The following is a 15661-nucleotide window of genomic DNA, read 5'->3' as shown; positions in this document are numbered from 1 at the left end:
TTTTAGGCTTTGAGGTGTGGATCGCCGAGATAGAAACCCAGGAACCCCTTCTGGCGGCAGCCGTCCGCCGCGTCGCCAGTATCACGGACGTGGTTATCCGTTGGACAACCACGATGCCGCCCCGCCGGCTGATGGCAGGCTGCCGGAAATCTACTACCGGCGTCGTAGAGCCGCAGCGGTCATCGCAATCATCGTGGTTGCGGTCATCGTGGTTGCGGTGTTGAGCTTGGTGGGTCGGGATTCGGACACCACCGCGACCTCCGCTACGTCCTCGGTGACAACCTCGGCAGCGTCGGCGACGTCTAGTTCTGCGGTGGCGGAGTCGTCGACAAGCAGTAGCAGCGCCCCGTCGAGCACCAGCGCGGAAGAAAAAGCGGTGGAGATTTCCTCGGCACCATCAGGTGCGCCGGAGCCTACCGACGAGCTTTCGGCCAAGTCCACCTGCGAGATCACCGATTTGCAGCTGGAGGCCAGCGCGGATCACCCGAATTATTCCCCGGACGGGATGCCAAGCTTCTACATGAAGGTCCGCAACCCCACCGGCGCTGATTGCGAGATTGATATCAGCCAAAATACATTGCGGTTCGAGGTGTATTCGCTAGAAACCAATCAACGCATCTGGTCCGATATTGACTGCAATGACCCAGCTGGGGTGGGAACCCAAACCTTTAAGGCTGGTCAGGAGCGTTACTTCCGGGCCCAGTGGTCTCGCACCACATCAAGCCCAGACGGGTGTTCTGTTCGGGAACCCGTTGCCCCTGGTTCCTATTATCTGCACACTGTCATCGGTGATAACGCCTCCGCCCCGTTCGACTTTAATTTGCAATAACCGCTAACGCCTCCGTGATCGTTGCCACGGAGGTAATGGTCATTCCGGGTACTGTCACCTCGGTCGGCGGGACGATCGCCCGAGTGTAGCCCAACCGAAGCGCCTCCGCTAATCGACGCTGAAGGTTGGGCACCGGACGGATTTCCCCGGCGAGTCCCACTTCCCCCACCACAATCGTTTTCTGTGGCAGGGGTTTCTTTGTCATGGCGCTGGCGGTCGCCATGGCGATGGCCAGATCGGTGGCAGGCTCACCCACTTTCATTCCGCCCACGGTGGCCACGTACACCTCACAATTGTGGGTGCGGCGTCCCGCCCGGGCGGATAGCACCGCGAGCACCATAGGCACCCGGGTGGCATCAAGGCCGGTGACAGCCCGCCTGGGGTTTTTGGACTCGGTGGGTACCACCAAAGACTGGACTTCGGCAAGGATCGGCCGCACGCCATCCATGGCCACGGTCACAGCCGTGCCGTCCGGGGTGCTGCCGCGATGGGATAAAAACAGCCCCGACGGGTCAGCTACTTCCTTAATGCCGTCGGCCTGTTGCTCAAAACACCCGACCTCATCGGTGGCTCCGAAGCGGTTTTTAATTCCCCGCAACATCCGCAGGCTGGAATGCCGATCGCCCTCGAAGTTTAAAACCACATCCACCAAGTGCTCCAGGACGCGGGGACCCGCGACGTTTCCGTCTTTGGTCACATGACCCACCAACAGCACAGGAATGCCGGTGGTTTTAGCCAGTGTGGTCAGCGCTGCGGTTACGGCGCGGGATTGGGCTACCCCGCCTGCGACCCCTTCCACCCCGGCGGCGATCATGGTTTGCACCGAGTCGACGATAAGCAGGCTAGGTTTCAGCTGGTCGACATGGCCAAAGACCACATCCAGATTCGATTCGGCGGAAAGGAAAAGCGTCTCGTGCAGTGCCCCGGTGCGTTCCGCGCGAAGTCGAACCTGCCCGGCGGATTCCTCTGCGGTTATATATAGCGCAACCCGGTTTCCGGTTCCGGTGAGTGCGGGTTGCTTAGCCCACCGGCTTGCCACTTCAAGCAATAAGGTGGATTTACCTACGCCTGGTTCACCGGCTAAAAGCACAACCGATCCAGGAACGATTCCCGTACCAAGCACGCGGTCTAGCTCTTTAATCCCGGTGGAGATGGTTTGAGCATTGCTGCCGACGATGGTGGTGATCGGTTGGGCAGGGGAGGTCGGAGTAAGCCCTTTGGTTAATACGCCGGTGGTTGCCGCTTGGGTGGCGGTGCCGGTGGGGGCGTGGTGGTGTTCTTCCATCGAACCCCACGAGCCGCATTCTGGGCACCTGCCTAACCACTTGGGTGATGAATATCCACATTCGGTGCACTGGTGCACGCTCTTGACCTTTTTTGCCATGCACACACCTTAGAACACCACCCTGACATGAGCCCGGAGAGGCCGGGGAACCGAGGTAGAGCTTTAATTAATTAGTTGCACTAATTTAAGCTTGGAAATATAGTGTTTATTAGTATATTATAAGGAATGTCTGATGGAACTGAGTTAAATGCCTGGATGGATAGATGGACATCTTGGTTTGCCTGCAGTTTATATGAGAATTACTTAATTTTGGGGCGAGTTTTTAGAGGAAAGGAGGAACTCGTGAAGCGATTAGCATTGGTAGCGGCTATTAGTTCGGCGCTGATATCGACTGGCGGGATGGCGACACCTACCGTCGCTGTGGCTGAGCCGATGAACGCAGTAGTAAACCCCACGACGGTTCCGCCTGCCCACATCGAAACCGGCACTCAAACGCTCAGTGGTTTCGAACGAACCCACGCCATCAATCCCATTCGGGAGGGGGAGAAGCCGCTAGAGGTGCCCACCGGTTGGGCCGTGGTGCGCACGCTGGACCGGGGTGCCTGGATGGTTCATAGCATTTCCCTTTCCATCATCGTGCTCGGAATTGTGCTAGCCCTGCGGGTCGCTACGGCAAATGGTGTGATTGGCCGGAAGGGGCGTCGAAAAGCGCAATAAAAAGTTGGGGCTCCCACCATAGGCGGTAGGAACCCCAACTTTTAAAGTTTTTAGTGGCTGTGCTTCTCGGCGCCGGTTTCCCGGTCCTGGCTGCCGGAGACCAACACTGGCTCCGAAACGGTAGCCATCGTGGTGATCTCGGCGTTGTCGAAGGTGAAGGTAACTTCCTTGTTGCCAGCCGGAGCGAAACCTGGGTTCTCCAGGGACGTAATCACGTGGCTCACGCACACGTTCTTTGGCTCGGTCAGCATGTCCATTTCCGATTCAATATCGGCAACGAGGGAACACTGGGGCTTGATCGAGGTTTCGCCGTCGATGGTAACCTCGGTGCCGTCCACGGAAATGGATTTCAGTTCGTGGGTAGTGTTGGTGACATCCTGGTTGATGGCGGTGAACTTGACACCAGCCTCGCCGTCCTTGGTCACGTGGACGGTCACGTCGCGCACAACAACCGTGCCATCTTCGGAATCGGCGGAAGCGCCATCCACTGCGGCAACCTGATCGGAAGTCTGGGTGATTTGGCCTGCGGAGCAAGATGCCAGGAATAAGCCAGAAGCAGCAGCAACGCAGATCAAAGCGCCGCGGCGGGCGGAAATCTTCAGGGGCTTCACGTGTTCGTCCTCCATTGGGGGTGAGTCGTCGTTTTCCTCCCCCGCTGATACTTGCCGACCCCGGCAACATCAAGGGGTAATTTATCCTTTATCACTCTAGTCTTTTTGCCATTCTTCCACACAGTTTTACCCTGCCAAATGGGGGGAAACAAAAGGGGGATAAGAGCGTGTTGTGACGCGCGCCGTAGTATGAGACGTCGAAAAGCACAACCTGAAAGTGAAGCGACGAGATGACAACCCCCGCACCTAAAAACCCATGGCATGAAGCTGCGGCGCGGATTCGTCGTACCTCATTTCAATACGCAATACTCACCGCAGCGCCCGATGCGACGCAGGTAGTAGCGCTGGAAAGCCTCAATGATTCCGAAACCGCCGCCGATCTTGCCGCAAAGTTTCACGAACAATACCAACCCAGCCACCTGTATAAAGCAGGCTCCCTGGCATTTCAACGCGCCGCGCACCGGCTCCTCGGAATCAGCGTTGGCTGCTGGTTGCTTGACGGAACCTACCTGCAGTTTTCGCCGGAACACACCCAGCTGATCGTTAAAAACGGTGCAGTAACCGCGGTTCTCGTCGACCCGGAAAACCCACCGACCCTGGTGCGGGCCGATGCGAAAGATGTGGTCAATGGGGCCTGCGCGCTCATCACGCCGATGATGGCGGCGGTTAGTCAGGCAACCGGGGTGGGGTCGGCAAATCTCACCGGCAACTGTGCCGCCACCATAGGCGCCGTGGCGCGCAATATCGTACGCCACTACCCCGATCGCGACCCGAACGCCGTGAAATACGATGCGGAAGAACTATTCCGCAACTGGCCTGGCATGTCACGATTGGGGTGGTTTGAGACCATAGGCGGAAAGCTCTTTTATTACCGTAATTCCTGCTGCCACTGGCACTCAACCGGTGCGGATAACTGTGATTGGTGCACGAAGCGCCCAGTGCCGGAACGGCGGCAGAACTTCGCCCAAAGCGCGCGCCAAACCTCATGAGCTTCCTATGAAACTGGGCAGGATTCACCATTCATTAAAGAAATGTGTCGGTAAGTGCTAAAATGTCACGTTGACTTTCTATACTCTTATTCAAAAGGAATGTACATGGAATTCAAGGTCGGGGATACCGTCGTTTACCCACACCACGGTGCCGCTGTCGTGCAGGCGATTGAACAGCGCGAAATGGGGGGCGAGACCTTGGATTTTCTGGTTCTCCAAATCCACCAATCAGACCTCGTTGTGCGGCTACCAGCCAAAAACGTCGAATTGGTTGGTGTGCGCGACGTTGTCGATGACGAAGGGCTCCAAAACGTTTTTGGCTTCCTGCGGGAAACCGGCGTGGAAGAGGCCGGAAACTGGTCACGCCGCTACAAAGCCAACCAGGAACGCCTAGCTTCCGGTGACGTAAACAAGGTTGCGGAAGTAGTGCGTGACCTGTGGCGCCGCGACGAAAGCAAGGGGTTGTCTCCCGGGGAAAAGCGGATGCTTGCAAAAGCCCGCCAGATCCTCGTGGGTGAGCTTGCGCTTGCAACCATCAAAGACGAAGCCAAGGCGGATGATCTGCTCGCCCAGGTAGATGCAACCATTGAGCGGCATCGCGCCCTGGGCATCGACGATGCCGAGGAAAAGAAGCCACTGATCGACGACGATCTCGATTTAGACGACCTCAACTTCGACGACGACGACGAATAAACCATGGGTTCCGCTTCCGAAACGCGCCAGTTTCCTGCTTCTGGGAAACGGCGCGTTATTGCGCTCATCGCTGCCGCCGGGCAAGGTAGCCGACTGGGGGCGCAACTTCCCAAGGCGTATGTTGCATTGCGGGGGAAAACCCTGCTGGAACGCAGTATCCAAGCGATGATGACCAGCGAAATCGTCGACGAAATCATCGTTCTGATAAGCCCGGAAATGCACGATTATGCCCAACGCATCGTAGGTGTCTCTCAGCAATTCGACCCCACCATCCCCATCCGGTTGGTCTTCGGCGGTGGCGAACGCGCCGACTCCGTGTGGTGTGGGCTGCAAGCTATCACGGACACTGCGGCAGTGGTACTTATCCACGACGCGGCCCGCGCCCTCACCCCGCCGGGAATGATTGCCCGGGTGGCGCGCACGGTGTTATCCGGCGAACCTGCGGTGATCCCGGTGCTCCCGGTAGCTGACACTATCAAACAGGTGGCCGACGATCACGTGGTCACCACCCCTGCCCGCAGCGAATTGCGGACGGTGCAAACCCCCCAGGGCTTCGACCTTAAGGTGCTGCGGGAAGCCAATCAGCGTTATTTTGCCCAGGATCCACCAAGCTTTGAAGCCACCGACGACGCAAGTCTCATGGAATGGTGCGGGCACACCGTCCGCTGCGTCGCGGGCGACCCCATGGCCTTTAAAATCACCACCCCCATTGATTACGCGCTGGCCAAAGCAATAACAGACGCCGCCGAACCAACCATTTTTGAGGTGCCCCATGAATAACCCCATTATTCCCCGGGTCGGGATCGCCACCGACGCCCACCAAATTGAGGAAGGCAAGCCCTGCTGGATCGCCTGCTTGCTTTTCGACGACACCCCCGGCTGCGAAGGACATTCCGACGGCGATGTGGTCGCCCACGCGCTTGTCGACGCCCTCCTATCCGCCGCCGGCCTCGGCGACCTCGGCTCTTTCGTCGGCGTGGGCCGCAAAGAATACGACAACGTTTCCGGTGAACGGCTGCTGACCGAATGTCGCGCCCTTTTGGAAAGCAATGGTTTTGTCATCGGAAACGGCGCGGTCCAAATGGTGGGGCAGACCCCGAAGCTCGGCCCGCGCCGAGTGGAAGCGGAACAAAAAATGAGCGCAATCCTCGGTGCCCCGGTTTCGCTATCGGCCACCACAACCGACCACCTCGGCTTTACCGGGCGCGGCGAGGGTCGCGCCGCAGTGGCGACCGCCGTCGTCTGGGCAGCCACTCCATCCGACTAAAACCCAATCCAACCAGCGCATTCCCCGCCGCAGCTGTGTGCTGCGTTTCCGGGTGATTTGGGGTTTATTTTTGCGGGTGTTTTGAGGTTTCGCAGCACTCGGTTTTGTGGCGGTAATGCCTGGGCGGCGGTGTGCTGCGTTTCTGTGTAATCGGGGTGGTTGTGGGGTGGGGTAATTTAAAGTTCGCAGCACTCATTTTTGGGTGGCGTGATTGTGGTTTCGGTGTGTGCTGCGAATCCTCATGTGTGGGTTGCTTTTCGACGCCCCGCAGCGCGGTTTCGCAGCACACGGGTGCGGGGTGGCGAACTGCGATTTGTGTCTTAAGGAATGCTCAGATTTGTGGAGGTGTGTGAATATGCGGGCGCAATAGCGTGGTTGAGTTCTGGTTTTTCGCCTGGCGCAGGGGGTGGGGGTGGCTTATTGGGGGTGAGTTTTCATGGTTTCGTTGTGGGAATAGTTCACAGCTTTATAATAAGGTCATACTTCCTGCTGGGTGTTACTGAAACTACATTCGGGCATGACCGGCGGAGCGGATCACATCTTTTTCAGTATTGTTGGGTTCGCTTTGTCAGTGTGTCTAACCATGAAGGTAGTTATAGAAGTGAGTAGCAACCAGGTTCCCCAACCTCGGATAGTTCGAGTGTTGAGTAATAATGCTGTGGTTGTTACGGGCAGTGCCGGTTTGGATGACACTACTCAGCAGGTTTTGGTGGGGCGGGGTATTGGTTTTGGGGCAAAAGTCGGCCAGCCAGTGGAGGAAGCGCGCGATCATCAAAAATACGTGCAGCTAGGCAAGGAACAAGCCCAATTTTTGGAGACGCTGCGCAGCCTTGATCCGGAGTTGGTGGAGAAGTGCTCCGATGCGGTGGATTTGGCTGCTGACATTTTAGGTACGCTGCATCCGAGCGTGTACATCATGCTGGTGGAGCACTTGTCGTTTGCAGTGGGGCGGCTGCGACGCGGTGAACACATCACGAATGCGATTGCTGGGGAAATCCGGGCGGTTTTTCCGGAGGAGTTTCACGCGGCGGAAGTGGTTATCCAGTACATCAATAATTCGATTTCAGATGTGCAATTTCCTAAGGCAGAAGCCGGTTTCGTGGCGCTGCACCTGAACGCGGCGCGCACTGGGGTGAGCGTGAAAGCGCCACTGGCGCAGGCGAACAAGCTGGCGGAATTGGTGGGGTTTGCGCGCAGCAGTTTGGGGATTGGTGGAACTGGCGCGGCGGTGGGGGCGTCGACAAGCGAAAATGTGGTGCACAACGACGGCCTGGAATCCACGATCGCACGGTTAACATCCCGGCTGATGGCGGGCAGGTTCCGGCCGATGGCAGCCGCGGCCGCGATAGCTGGACAACTTCATAACGAATTTCAGATTTCTGGGCAGATCATCTGCCGCATTTTAGGGTGCGAGACCATGCCACCTGAAGCCACCGGTGAAGCCGCCTATCTTGCGGTTTTCCTCCACGGCTGCGTGCATGACGGCATGGGGCGCACCCCGGACAAACGAAAGGATTAGGCCATGAAAGACAAGGTCTTTGGAAACTTGCAACAGTTTGCCAAAGCCCTCATGGGCGCTGTCGCAGTGATGCCAGTGGCTGCTTTGCTGCTGGGCATCGGGTATCGCATTGACCCAGACGGGTGGGGAGCTAATTCCATCCCCGCAGCTGTATTGATTAAATCCGGCTCGGCGGTGCTGGATAACCTGGGGCTGATCTTCGCCATCGCCCTGGCCTATGGGCTTTCGCGGGATAAAAACGGTGCCGCCGCATTGTCCGGCCTCATTGGTTTCCTCACGGTCACCAATCTGCTGAAAGCTGAGACGGTAGCCGGCTACCGGGGCATCGACTTGGAAGCACTTGAGGGAGCTGACGCGATTCAATGGGCCTCGGAGGGCTGGAAGGTTGTCGGCAACGGTAACGTGCTCTTCGGCATCTTGGTGGGTATTCTCGCAGCGTGGACATACAACCGGTTCCACACCACAAAACTGCCCGATTTCCTGGCGTTTTTCGCGGGCCGTCGCCTGGTTCCGATCCTGGTGTCGTTCTTCTCTATCATTCTTGCTGGCGTGCTCTACATCGTGTGGCCGTTCGTCTACTCTGCCCTGTTCAACTTCGGTGAAACTATCCAAGGAATGGGTGCGCTTGGTGCTGGCCTGTATGGTTTCTTCAACCGCCTGCTCATTCCAACCGGGTTGCACCACGCCTTGAACTCGATTTTCTGGTTCGATGTGATTGGTATTAATGACATCGGTAAATTCCTCAAGGGTGGCGAGACGATCGCAGCCGCCGCAGCCGCAACCGATGCCGCATCGTGCCCTGGAACCTGGACCGGTTCCGCCTGCGAAGTCGTGGGTGTGGTTGGCCGCTACCAGGCAGGTTTCTTCCCAGTCATGATGTTTGGTCTGCCGGGTGCTGCCTTGGCCATGTACCTGCGCGCTACCCCAGAACGCAAGAAAGTGGTCGGCTCGTTGATGATGGCCGGCGCCTTGGCCGCATTCGCCACCGGCGTTACCGAACCGCTGGAGTTTTCCTTCATGTTCGTCGCTCCGCTGCTGTATTTGATCCACGCCGTTTTTATGGGCATCTCGGTAGCGATTGCCGCACACATGGGGTGGACTGCCGGTTTCGGTTTCTCCGGCGGTGCGATTGACCTCTCCTTGTCCTCGGGAAATCCGCTGGCCAACCAGTGGTGGATGCTGCTGGTCATGGGCGTGGTGTTCTTCGCCTTGTACTTCGGGGTGTTTTACGCGCTGATCGGCGTGTTGAACCTGCGCACTCCAGGCCGGGAACCGGAAGAGGAAGAAGTATCGGATAACCTCATGGAATCCGACTCGGACGTCGCCGAGGCCGCAACCCAGATCATTGCCGGGTTAGGCGGCGCGGAGAATATCGCCAACCTCGACTACTGCGCCACCCGGTTGCGGGTAACCATTAAGGATCACTCAACGGTGTCGGAAAAAGCCATCAAGAAAGCAGGCGTGGCCGGGGTGATCCGCCCGTCGCAGACCGCAGTGCAGGTGGTTATCGGCCCTAAGGTGCAGTTCGTCTACGACGAGGTCGCCCGCCAATTAGCTGGCAGCGCAGTGGCACTCGAAGGAGAGAAGGCCCTGTAATGTTCGGCTTCGCGAAGAAAACCAAGAAAACACCGGCGGAGGTATCCCTCAAAGCGCCGTTTTCCGGAGCGGTGATTCCGATTACGGAAGTCCCGGATGAGGTTTTCGCCGCCGGGATGCTTGGCGACGGTTTCGCGGTGATCCCACACGAGTCCATTCCCACCCTTGATGTGCATTCCCCAGTGGCCGGGAAGGTGGTGACCATTTTCCCCACCATGCACGCCTGTGCCATTGCCACACCAGAAGGCTTGGAAGTTCTGGTCCACATCGGGTTGGATACGGTGGAATTGGGCGGAATCGGCTTCAAGAAATTCGTCTCCGCCGGTGAAACCGTCGAAGCTGGGCAACTTCTCGTCCAGGTCGATGCTTTTGCCGTGCGCTCCGCCGGAAAGCGATTGGTGACACCTGTGGTGTGCACCAATAAGAAAAAGGTAGCAGGCGTTGCGGTATCAGCCGCCACTGCGACCGAGGGTGAAGCGGTGGCACAGGTGACCATGCACTAATCACATAACCTGTATCAGCCGTCAGGCATGTATGCCGCCGGTTAAGGCTTTGACACAACTCTTAAATTCTAAGATTGCGCCTTCTGCCTTAGTCGGCGGCATCGTCGTTGCTCCATAGCGCTTGGGTGAAGGCGGTGAAACTGCTAGCGATGAACTAGACTGTTCTGCATGTCGTTACGGATTTTTGACACAGCTACCCGAACATTGCGAGACTTCACCCCACTTCGTGAGGGGCATGTGTCGATGTATCTGTGCGGTGCCACACCCCAAACACATCCCCATATCGGGCATGTTCGCTCCGGGGTGGCCTTCGACATCGTGCGGCGCTGGTTTTTAGCCAACGGCTACGATGTGGCGTTCGTGCGCAATGTCACCGACATCGACGACAAAATCTTAACCAAAGCCGCTGAACACAATCGCCCCTGGTGGGAATGGGTGAGCACCTACGAGCGGGCTTTCAGCAAAGCCTACGACCAGCTGGGCGTGCTGCCACCGTCGGTGGAACCGCGCGCAACCGGGCACGTCACCCAGATGATTGACTACATGCAGCGGCTTATCGACGCCGGTTTCGCCTACCCGGCCGACGGCTCCGTCTATTTCGACGTGGCCGCCTGGGTGGCCGCAGCAGGTTCCGACTACGGTTCCCTTTCCGGCAATCGGATAGAGGAAATGGAACAAGGCGAAACCGACAACACCGGTAAACGTAACGCCCTCGACTTCGCCCTGTGGAAAGCCGCGAAACCTGGTGAACCTAGCTGGCCAACCCCGTGGGGTGCCGGACGCCCCGGTTGGCACTTGGAATGCTCCGCCATGGCTACCTGGTACCTAGGCGGTGAGTTTGATATTCACGGCGGCGGTCTTGACCTGCAATTCCCGCACCACGAGAACGAAATCGCCCAATCGCACGCCGCAGGTGACGGTTTTGCCACCTATTGGATGCATAACCACTGGGTGACCATGGCGGGCGAAAAGATGAGCAAGTCGCTAGGCAACGTGCTATCCGTGCCGGAGATTTTGAAACTGGTTCGGCCAGTGGAACTGCGCTACTACTTAGGATCGGCGCATTACCGCAGCATGTTGGAGTATTCGCCGGAGGCTTTGCAAGAAGCTGCCCAAGGGTACCGCCGCATTGAGGCGTTTCTTGATCGGGTCGGGCCGGTGGAAATCGGGGAGTGGACGCCTGGTTTTGCCGAGGCAATGGACGACGATTTTGCGGTGCCGCGCGCCCTGGCGGAGATCCACACTGCAGTCCGCGCAGGCAATTCGGCTCTCGCAGCACAAGACGAGGCGGAAGCCCAGCGCATCGCCGGTTCGGTACGTGCCATGGCAGGGGTGCTTGGCATTGATCCGCAATCCGACACCTGGGCGGAAACCGCAACCGCTGATACCGATGCAGCCCATGCCGCATTGGACGTGTTAGTGCAGGCAGAATTGCAGCGCCGCACTGATGCTCGCGCGGCCAAGGATTGGGCGCTTGCCGACGAAGTCCGGGATCGGTTGAACGCCGCCGGAATTGCCGTGACCGATACCCCAGACGGCCCCGAGTGGTCGCTTCAAAACTAAAACTCTAAAGGATTAAATACAAAATGGCTGGAAACAGTACGAATCGCCCCGGGCTACGCAAGACCAATAAAAAAGGCGCAACCAAAGGCTCCGGTGGTGTGCGGCGACGGGGACTCAAAGGAAAAGGCCCTACCCCGAAAGCAGAAGATCGGGTATATCACGCCGCCCATAAGCGCAAGATGGAGCGGCAACGCCGCGAACAGGGGCGCCACGACAAGGCGGACGCTAATGAACTAGTGGTTGGGCGCAACCCCGTGGTGGAGTGCCTGCAGGCGCGGGTACCAGCCACCGCGATGTACATCGTGGAGGGTACCCGCAACGACAACCGGTTATCCGAGGCAGTGCAGATTGCGCATTCCCGATCGATCCCATTGATCGAGATTCCGCGCCACGAGATGGATCGCATGACCGGCAACGGTTTGCACCAGGGCATTGGCCTGCAAATTCCGCCGTTTACCTACACCGATATCTTCGACCTGATTTCCAACGTCAAAGATTCTGGTGAGGACGGCATGGTGGTCGTGCTGGACAACATCACCGACCCCCGCAACTTAGGTGCTGTTATTCGATCGGTCGCGGCCTTCGGTGGGCACGGCGTCGTGATTCCGGAGCGTCGCAGCGCTTCGGTGACCGCCGTCGCGTGGCGAACCTCCGCTGGTACCGCAGCGCGGTTGCCGGTAGCCAAGGCAACCAATATCACCCGCGCGATCAAGGAATTCCAGCAAAACGGCTACCAGGTGGTTGGCTTGGATGCCGGTGGCGATGCCATCATCGACACCTACGATGGCACCGGGCCGGTGGTCATCGTCGTGGGTTCGGAAGGCAAGGGGATCTCCCGATTGGTGAAAGAAAACTGCGACACCATCATGTCGATTCCGACCACCGACTGGGTGGAATCCTTAAACGCTTCAGTCGCCGCCGGTGTGGTGCTCAGCGAATTTGCACGGCAACGTCGGGCGAAAACCAGCTAGCTTTCCATTTCCACCCCGATAACATTGGCGGTTTTGTCAAAGTTCACGGCCAGTTTGATCTGCGAGTATTCCGCGTCGATGGTGAAGTCCACTGAGCCATAAACCTCTTCGTCTTCGTCGTCGATCGGGCAGCTCCAGATCGTTACCGGGTGAAGTTTTTCGGCGAGCGCAGCCTCGGTTACTGGGGTGTCCGGGCCAAGAATGGCTGTTAACGCATCCGTATCCAGCTCGTCTACATGATGCTTGAGGTATTCGGCGGTGGTTGGGGACTCGGCCACCGCCTGCTGCGCGGTTTCGATAACTTCACGCCAGTTGCCGAAAAACTGGGTGCAGAAAACATCCAGCTCAGATCCGGCCTCCACCTCCGCCACCTCGCTGAGCATGAGCGATGCTTCGACGGGGCGGCCACCGAAATCCACGCTGGTGTCGTATTCGTTTCCGGCGACCACGGCACCGAACAAGGGCAAAGTTACAACAGTCATGGTGACATCCTTTAGTGAAGAAAAATAACAACAAACCAACCATAAAAAACCACCCTGACACCACTGAACATCATTAGAACAAATTTTCGTATAATTATTTTCCTGCCCGCAGCAATCGCCGTGCGATGAGGTAATAAAAACAGTTAGTAACGGTTTCTCGGGAAGGTGTCATAATGAATTCTCATGAGAGGTTTGAACGTATAGGCGCGTTAGCGATGCAGGAGGCGCAGCAGCTTTTCGACGACACAGTCACCAACCCAGCAGCCAGCGAATCGGAATCATCCTTTGCATTGACAATCGCTGCCAGCACCGGAATTTCAACAGCGGCAGCGCTGAACAAAACAGATGGGTATATCCCGGAGTTCTTTTATAAAGATGCCCCCGCTGAACTGCGGGATCGCCTCATTGGATACGTGGACGGCAGCGAGACCGATCCTAATAACAAGTGGCCGGGTTCGCATGTCAAGAACCTGGCATTTATAGGAGCCGACGGTGATCCTGCGGTAGTTGACACATTCGCACGATGGGACGATGAGGGCTGCATCGCGATGGCGCCCGGCGACGCCGAATCGGAAACCATAGCTGCGGATTGGCACCTGAAAGACGGGCAGTTCCGGCCATTATATTTCCCGGACTCAGTGCCATTACGACGGGCGGAAACCACCGCCGATGCCACCACCTATGCTGGCGGCGGCGAGCCATTTGCTTGCCCAACCTGCGGGAACCAACTGGTCACCGCAATCCATTTTAATGGTGCGGACCCGGCGTTCGCCCGCTTTGGAATCTCGGGCATCATTCATATACCAGTCTGTACATTCTGTGTGCCGTGGTTGCATTTTACTGACCCCGACGATGAGAAATGGATGTGGGTGCGGTTTAGCCCCGATGGCACATACACGATCGCTAATGCACAAAAATACACGCCCAGCCAGGGCGAAAAAGAACTGCCCGTCCTCCACATTGATGATTACCTCATCCAATTCGGTGTGGCTAACCCGTGGCTGAACTACGGCCCACCGCCGTATCATGCCATGATCGGCGGGCACCCGATCTGGTGGCAGGAAAGCGATTACGTCCAATGCCCTGATTGTGCGCAACTTATGCGCAACCTTGCGCAGATCCCGGCGAGCGACATATCTCCAGGCTGCGGAACAATGGATCTCTATGTTCAAGTCTGCCTGGAATGCAGCATCGGCATAGTCATCGCACAGGACACCTAAAATCAAAGGCAAAGCCGCAATCGTTGGTACTCACATTGTGTTAAACGGTTGCGGCTAGTGCGCCATCAAAGCCCGTAGATAATGTCGCCAATTTAGCCAGTGCTTGCCGGAATTCCACATTCAAGTTCAACAATTCTTTATTGTATGTAGCTGGTTTTGTCAAGGGTTTTTCGGGGTTTTGGTTCTTTGGTATATTTTTGGGCTATTTGGGTGGTTGTGGTGGGGGTTTGGTATTAAATTACATCAATGTATTTTGTTGATTGATGTTTGTGGGGGTTGTTGTGCCTGCTGTGATGTTGCCGCCGTTTGAGGGGTTTGTGGTTTCGGATTTTCGCCTGGGCGGTAGTGTGTCGGCGTTGGTGTTGGCGGGGGCGAAGTGGCGTCGGTTTGGGGAGCAGGCGTTGGAGACGGCGTCGTTGTTGCGGGGTGTGTCGGATGGGGGTTTTGTGGGTTCGGAGGGGGATCGGTTTCGGGAGTTGGTCAATGGGGAGTTTCCGTCGCATTTGGATGTGGCGGGTCGGTCTCATGTGGGGGTGGGGGATGCGATTGCTCAGTATGCGCGGTTGCTTGAGGGGCAGAAGGCGCAGATGCGGGTGTTGCGGGGGAATGCGCGGGTGGATCATGGGGTGGTGAATTCGACGGCGATGCAGTTGAATGCTGCGGAGGCTGCGGCTGCTGCGGCGGCGGGGACGCCGGGGGCGCCTGCTGCGTATGCGGCGATGGAGCAGGCGCGGTTGGCGCATGAGGCGGCGTGGGTGAAGTGGGAGCAGGATTTGGCGTCGGCTCGGGCGATTAAGGAGGTGTTGGGTGCTGGGGTGGATGTGCAGGTGCAAAAGATTGCGGCGCAGGCGCGGAAGCGGTTTGAGGAGAATCCGAATTTCCTGCAGGAGTTGTGGCAGAAGCTTGATGACTTCATGGATAAGAATGCTGGTTGGTTAAGCATTATTTCTGATGCGTTGCAGTTTATCGGGACTATTTTGCTGTTTATTCCGGGGTTGCAGGCGTTCGGGGCGTTGGCCTTAGGGTTGGGTTTGGGGTTGCAGGGGTTGTTAGCTGCGACGGGGAATGGTAGTTGGGGGCAGTTTGCGTTTGATTTGGCGACTGCTGGTCCGATCGGGGGGATTGCGAAGTTAGCGAAGTTGGGCAAGCTGGGATCGACGGCGTCGAAGCTTGCCGGTAAGGGGAGTCAGTTGGCTGGTAAGGCTGCTGCGGTGGGGAAGAAGGTTGGTGCTGTTGGATTGAAAGCAGCATCGGCGACTGGGGATGCTGTGAAGCGTGGTGTGCATCGGTTGTTAGAGGCGATCGATCCGGTTGATATGGCTACTGGTGCGATGACAAGTCATGATGCGGATGTGGTTGTTTCTGGTGTGTTGCCGTTGGTGGTGGATCGGCATGCGTTTTCGTCGCATGAGGTGG

14 protein-coding genes and 1 pseudogene are annotated in these 15661 nt (G+C 57.4%); 12 read left to right on the top strand and 3 right to left on the bottom strand.

What is annotated here, in order from left to right:
• Window positions 1–16: 16 nt before the first annotated feature.
• On the top strand, window positions 17–829 hold the full coding sequence (locus Q4D85_RS01375; protein ID WP_303197712.1) for a hypothetical protein: 813 nt from the start codon (window positions 17–19) through the stop codon (window positions 827–829).
• Here Q4D85_RS01375 and radA read toward each other — a convergent pair.
• Window positions 816–2213, bottom strand: coding sequence for a DNA repair protein RadA (gene radA / locus Q4D85_RS01370; RefSeq protein ID WP_303197711.1), 1398 nt, complete (start codon window positions 2211–2213; stop codon window positions 816–818). The genes Q4D85_RS01375 and radA overlap by 14 nt on opposite strands.
• A 243-nt stretch (window positions 2214–2456) precedes the next feature.
• Here radA and Q4D85_RS01365 point away from each other — a divergent pair, with 243 nt between their 5' ends.
• A complete protein-coding gene (locus Q4D85_RS01365; protein ID WP_303197710.1) occupies window positions 2457–2831 on the top strand; it encodes a hypothetical protein in 375 nt (124 codons plus the stop codon).
• Between the two features lie 50 nt (window positions 2832–2881).
• Here the strand turns inward: Q4D85_RS01365 and Q4D85_RS01360 are convergent, their stop codons facing one another.
• Window positions 2882–3457, bottom strand: a complete 576-nt coding sequence (locus Q4D85_RS01360) for a hypothetical protein (RefSeq protein WP_303197709.1) — start codon at window positions 3455–3457, stop codon at window positions 2882–2884.
• Between the two features lie 215 nt (window positions 3458–3672).
• On the opposite strand from Q4D85_RS01360, the gene Q4D85_RS01355 reads away from it, so the two are divergent.
• From Q4D85_RS01355 to rlmB, 8 genes and pseudogenes are all read left to right on the top strand, one after another.
• Window positions 3673–4431 carry a hypothetical protein gene (locus Q4D85_RS01355; protein WP_303197708.1) on the top strand — a complete coding sequence of 253 codons (759 nt, stop codon included), beginning with the start codon at window positions 3673–3675 and terminating at the stop codon, window positions 4429–4431.
• Between the two features lie 105 nt (window positions 4432–4536).
• Window positions 4537–5124 (top strand): CarD family transcriptional regulator, encoded by a 588-nt coding sequence (locus Q4D85_RS01350; RefSeq protein ID WP_303197707.1) that lies wholly within the window; start codon window positions 4537–4539, stop codon window positions 5122–5124.
• 3 nt (window positions 5125–5127) lie between these two features.
• Complete coding sequence (gene ispD / locus Q4D85_RS01345) at window positions 5128–5904, top strand: 2-C-methyl-D-erythritol 4-phosphate cytidylyltransferase (protein WP_303197706.1); 777 nt, start codon at window positions 5128–5130, stop codon at window positions 5902–5904.
• Window positions 5897–6391 (top strand): 2-C-methyl-D-erythritol 2,4-cyclodiphosphate synthase, encoded by a 495-nt coding sequence (gene ispF / locus Q4D85_RS01340; protein WP_303197705.1) that lies wholly within the window; start codon window positions 5897–5899, stop codon window positions 6389–6391. Before ispD ends, ispF begins: the two co-directional genes overlap by 8 nt.
• A gap of 601 nt (window positions 6392–6992) precedes the next feature.
• The gene (locus Q4D85_RS01335; RefSeq protein WP_303197704.1) at window positions 6993–7910 is read left to right on the top strand and encodes a PRD domain-containing protein; all 918 of its coding nucleotides are present in this window, start codon (window positions 6993–6995) and stop codon (window positions 7908–7910) included.
• A 3-nt stretch (window positions 7911–7913) separates the two neighbouring features.
• Window positions 7914–10009 (top strand): annotated as a pseudogene (nagE, locus tag Q4D85_RS01330) (N-acetylglucosamine-specific PTS transporter subunit IIBC).
• Between the two features lie 168 nt (window positions 10010–10177).
• Window positions 10178–11572: a cysteine--tRNA ligase gene (gene cysS / locus Q4D85_RS01325; protein ID WP_303197703.1), complete on the top strand. Its 1395-nt coding sequence runs from the start codon at window positions 10178–10180 to the stop codon at window positions 11570–11572.
• 23 nt (window positions 11573–11595) lie between these two features.
• Window positions 11596–12543 carry a 23S rRNA (guanosine(2251)-2'-O)-methyltransferase RlmB gene (rlmB, locus tag Q4D85_RS01320; protein ID WP_303197702.1) on the top strand — a complete coding sequence of 316 codons (948 nt, stop codon included), beginning with the start codon at window positions 11596–11598 and terminating at the stop codon, window positions 12541–12543.
• Here the strand turns inward: rlmB and Q4D85_RS01315 are convergent.
• On the bottom strand, window positions 12540–13025 hold the full coding sequence (locus Q4D85_RS01315; protein WP_303197701.1) for a DUF2004 domain-containing protein: 486 nt from the start codon (window positions 13023–13025) through the stop codon (window positions 12540–12542). The genes rlmB and Q4D85_RS01315 overlap by 4 nt on opposite strands.
• Window positions 13026–13198: 173 nt before the next feature.
• On the opposite strand from Q4D85_RS01315, the gene Q4D85_RS01310 reads away from it, so the two are divergent.
• The gene (locus tag Q4D85_RS01310; RefSeq protein ID WP_303197699.1) at window positions 13199–14245 is read left to right on the top strand and encodes a hypothetical protein; all 1047 of its coding nucleotides are present in this window, start codon (window positions 13199–13201) and stop codon (window positions 14243–14245) included.
• Window positions 14246–14526: 281 nt separating this feature from the next.
• The coding region (locus tag Q4D85_RS01305) for a DUF6531 domain-containing protein (RefSeq protein WP_368502228.1) at window positions 14527–15661 on the top strand (1135 nt) is incomplete at its 3' end.

The sequence above is a fragment of the Corynebacterium sp. genome (genome assembly GCF_030532965.1).
GTDB lineage: Bacteria > Actinomycetota > Actinomycetes > Mycobacteriales > Mycobacteriaceae > Corynebacterium.
Note: the sequence above shows the minus strand (reverse complement) of the source record. Positions and strands in the feature narration are given on the sequence as shown.

What these genes read in the sequence shown, in the direction of transcription:
- cysS (WP_303197703.1), top strand. Translation starts at nt 10,178, where the DNA reads ATGTCGTTACGGATTTTTGACACAGCTACCCGAACATTGCGAGACTTC.
- radA (WP_303197711.1), bottom strand. Translation starts at nt 2,213, where the DNA reads ATGGCAAAAAAGGTCAAGAGCGTGCACCAGTGCACCGAATGTGGATAT.
- rlmB (WP_303197702.1), top strand. Translation starts at nt 11,596, where the DNA reads ATGGCTGGAAACAGTACGAATCGCCCCGGGCTACGCAAGACCAATAAA.
- ispD (WP_303197706.1), top strand. Translation starts at nt 5,128, where the DNA reads ATGGGTTCCGCTTCCGAAACGCGCCAGTTTCCTGCTTCTGGGAAACGG.
- Q4D85_RS01350 (WP_303197707.1), top strand. Translation starts at nt 4,537, where the DNA reads ATGGAATTCAAGGTCGGGGATACCGTCGTTTACCCACACCACGGTGCC.
- Q4D85_RS01360 (WP_303197709.1), bottom strand. Translation starts at nt 3,457, where the DNA reads ATGGAGGACGAACACGTGAAGCCCCTGAAGATTTCCGCCCGCCGCGGC.
- Q4D85_RS01355 (WP_303197708.1), top strand. Translation starts at nt 3,673, where the DNA reads ATGACAACCCCCGCACCTAAAAACCCATGGCATGAAGCTGCGGCGCGG.
- Q4D85_RS01315 (WP_303197701.1), bottom strand. Translation starts at nt 13,025, where the DNA reads ATGACTGTTGTAACTTTGCCCTTGTTCGGTGCCGTGGTCGCCGGAAAC.
- Q4D85_RS01310 (WP_303197699.1), top strand. Translation starts at nt 13,199, where the DNA reads ATGAATTCTCATGAGAGGTTTGAACGTATAGGCGCGTTAGCGATGCAG.
- ispF (WP_303197705.1), top strand. Translation starts at nt 5,897, where the DNA reads ATGAATAACCCCATTATTCCCCGGGTCGGGATCGCCACCGACGCCCAC.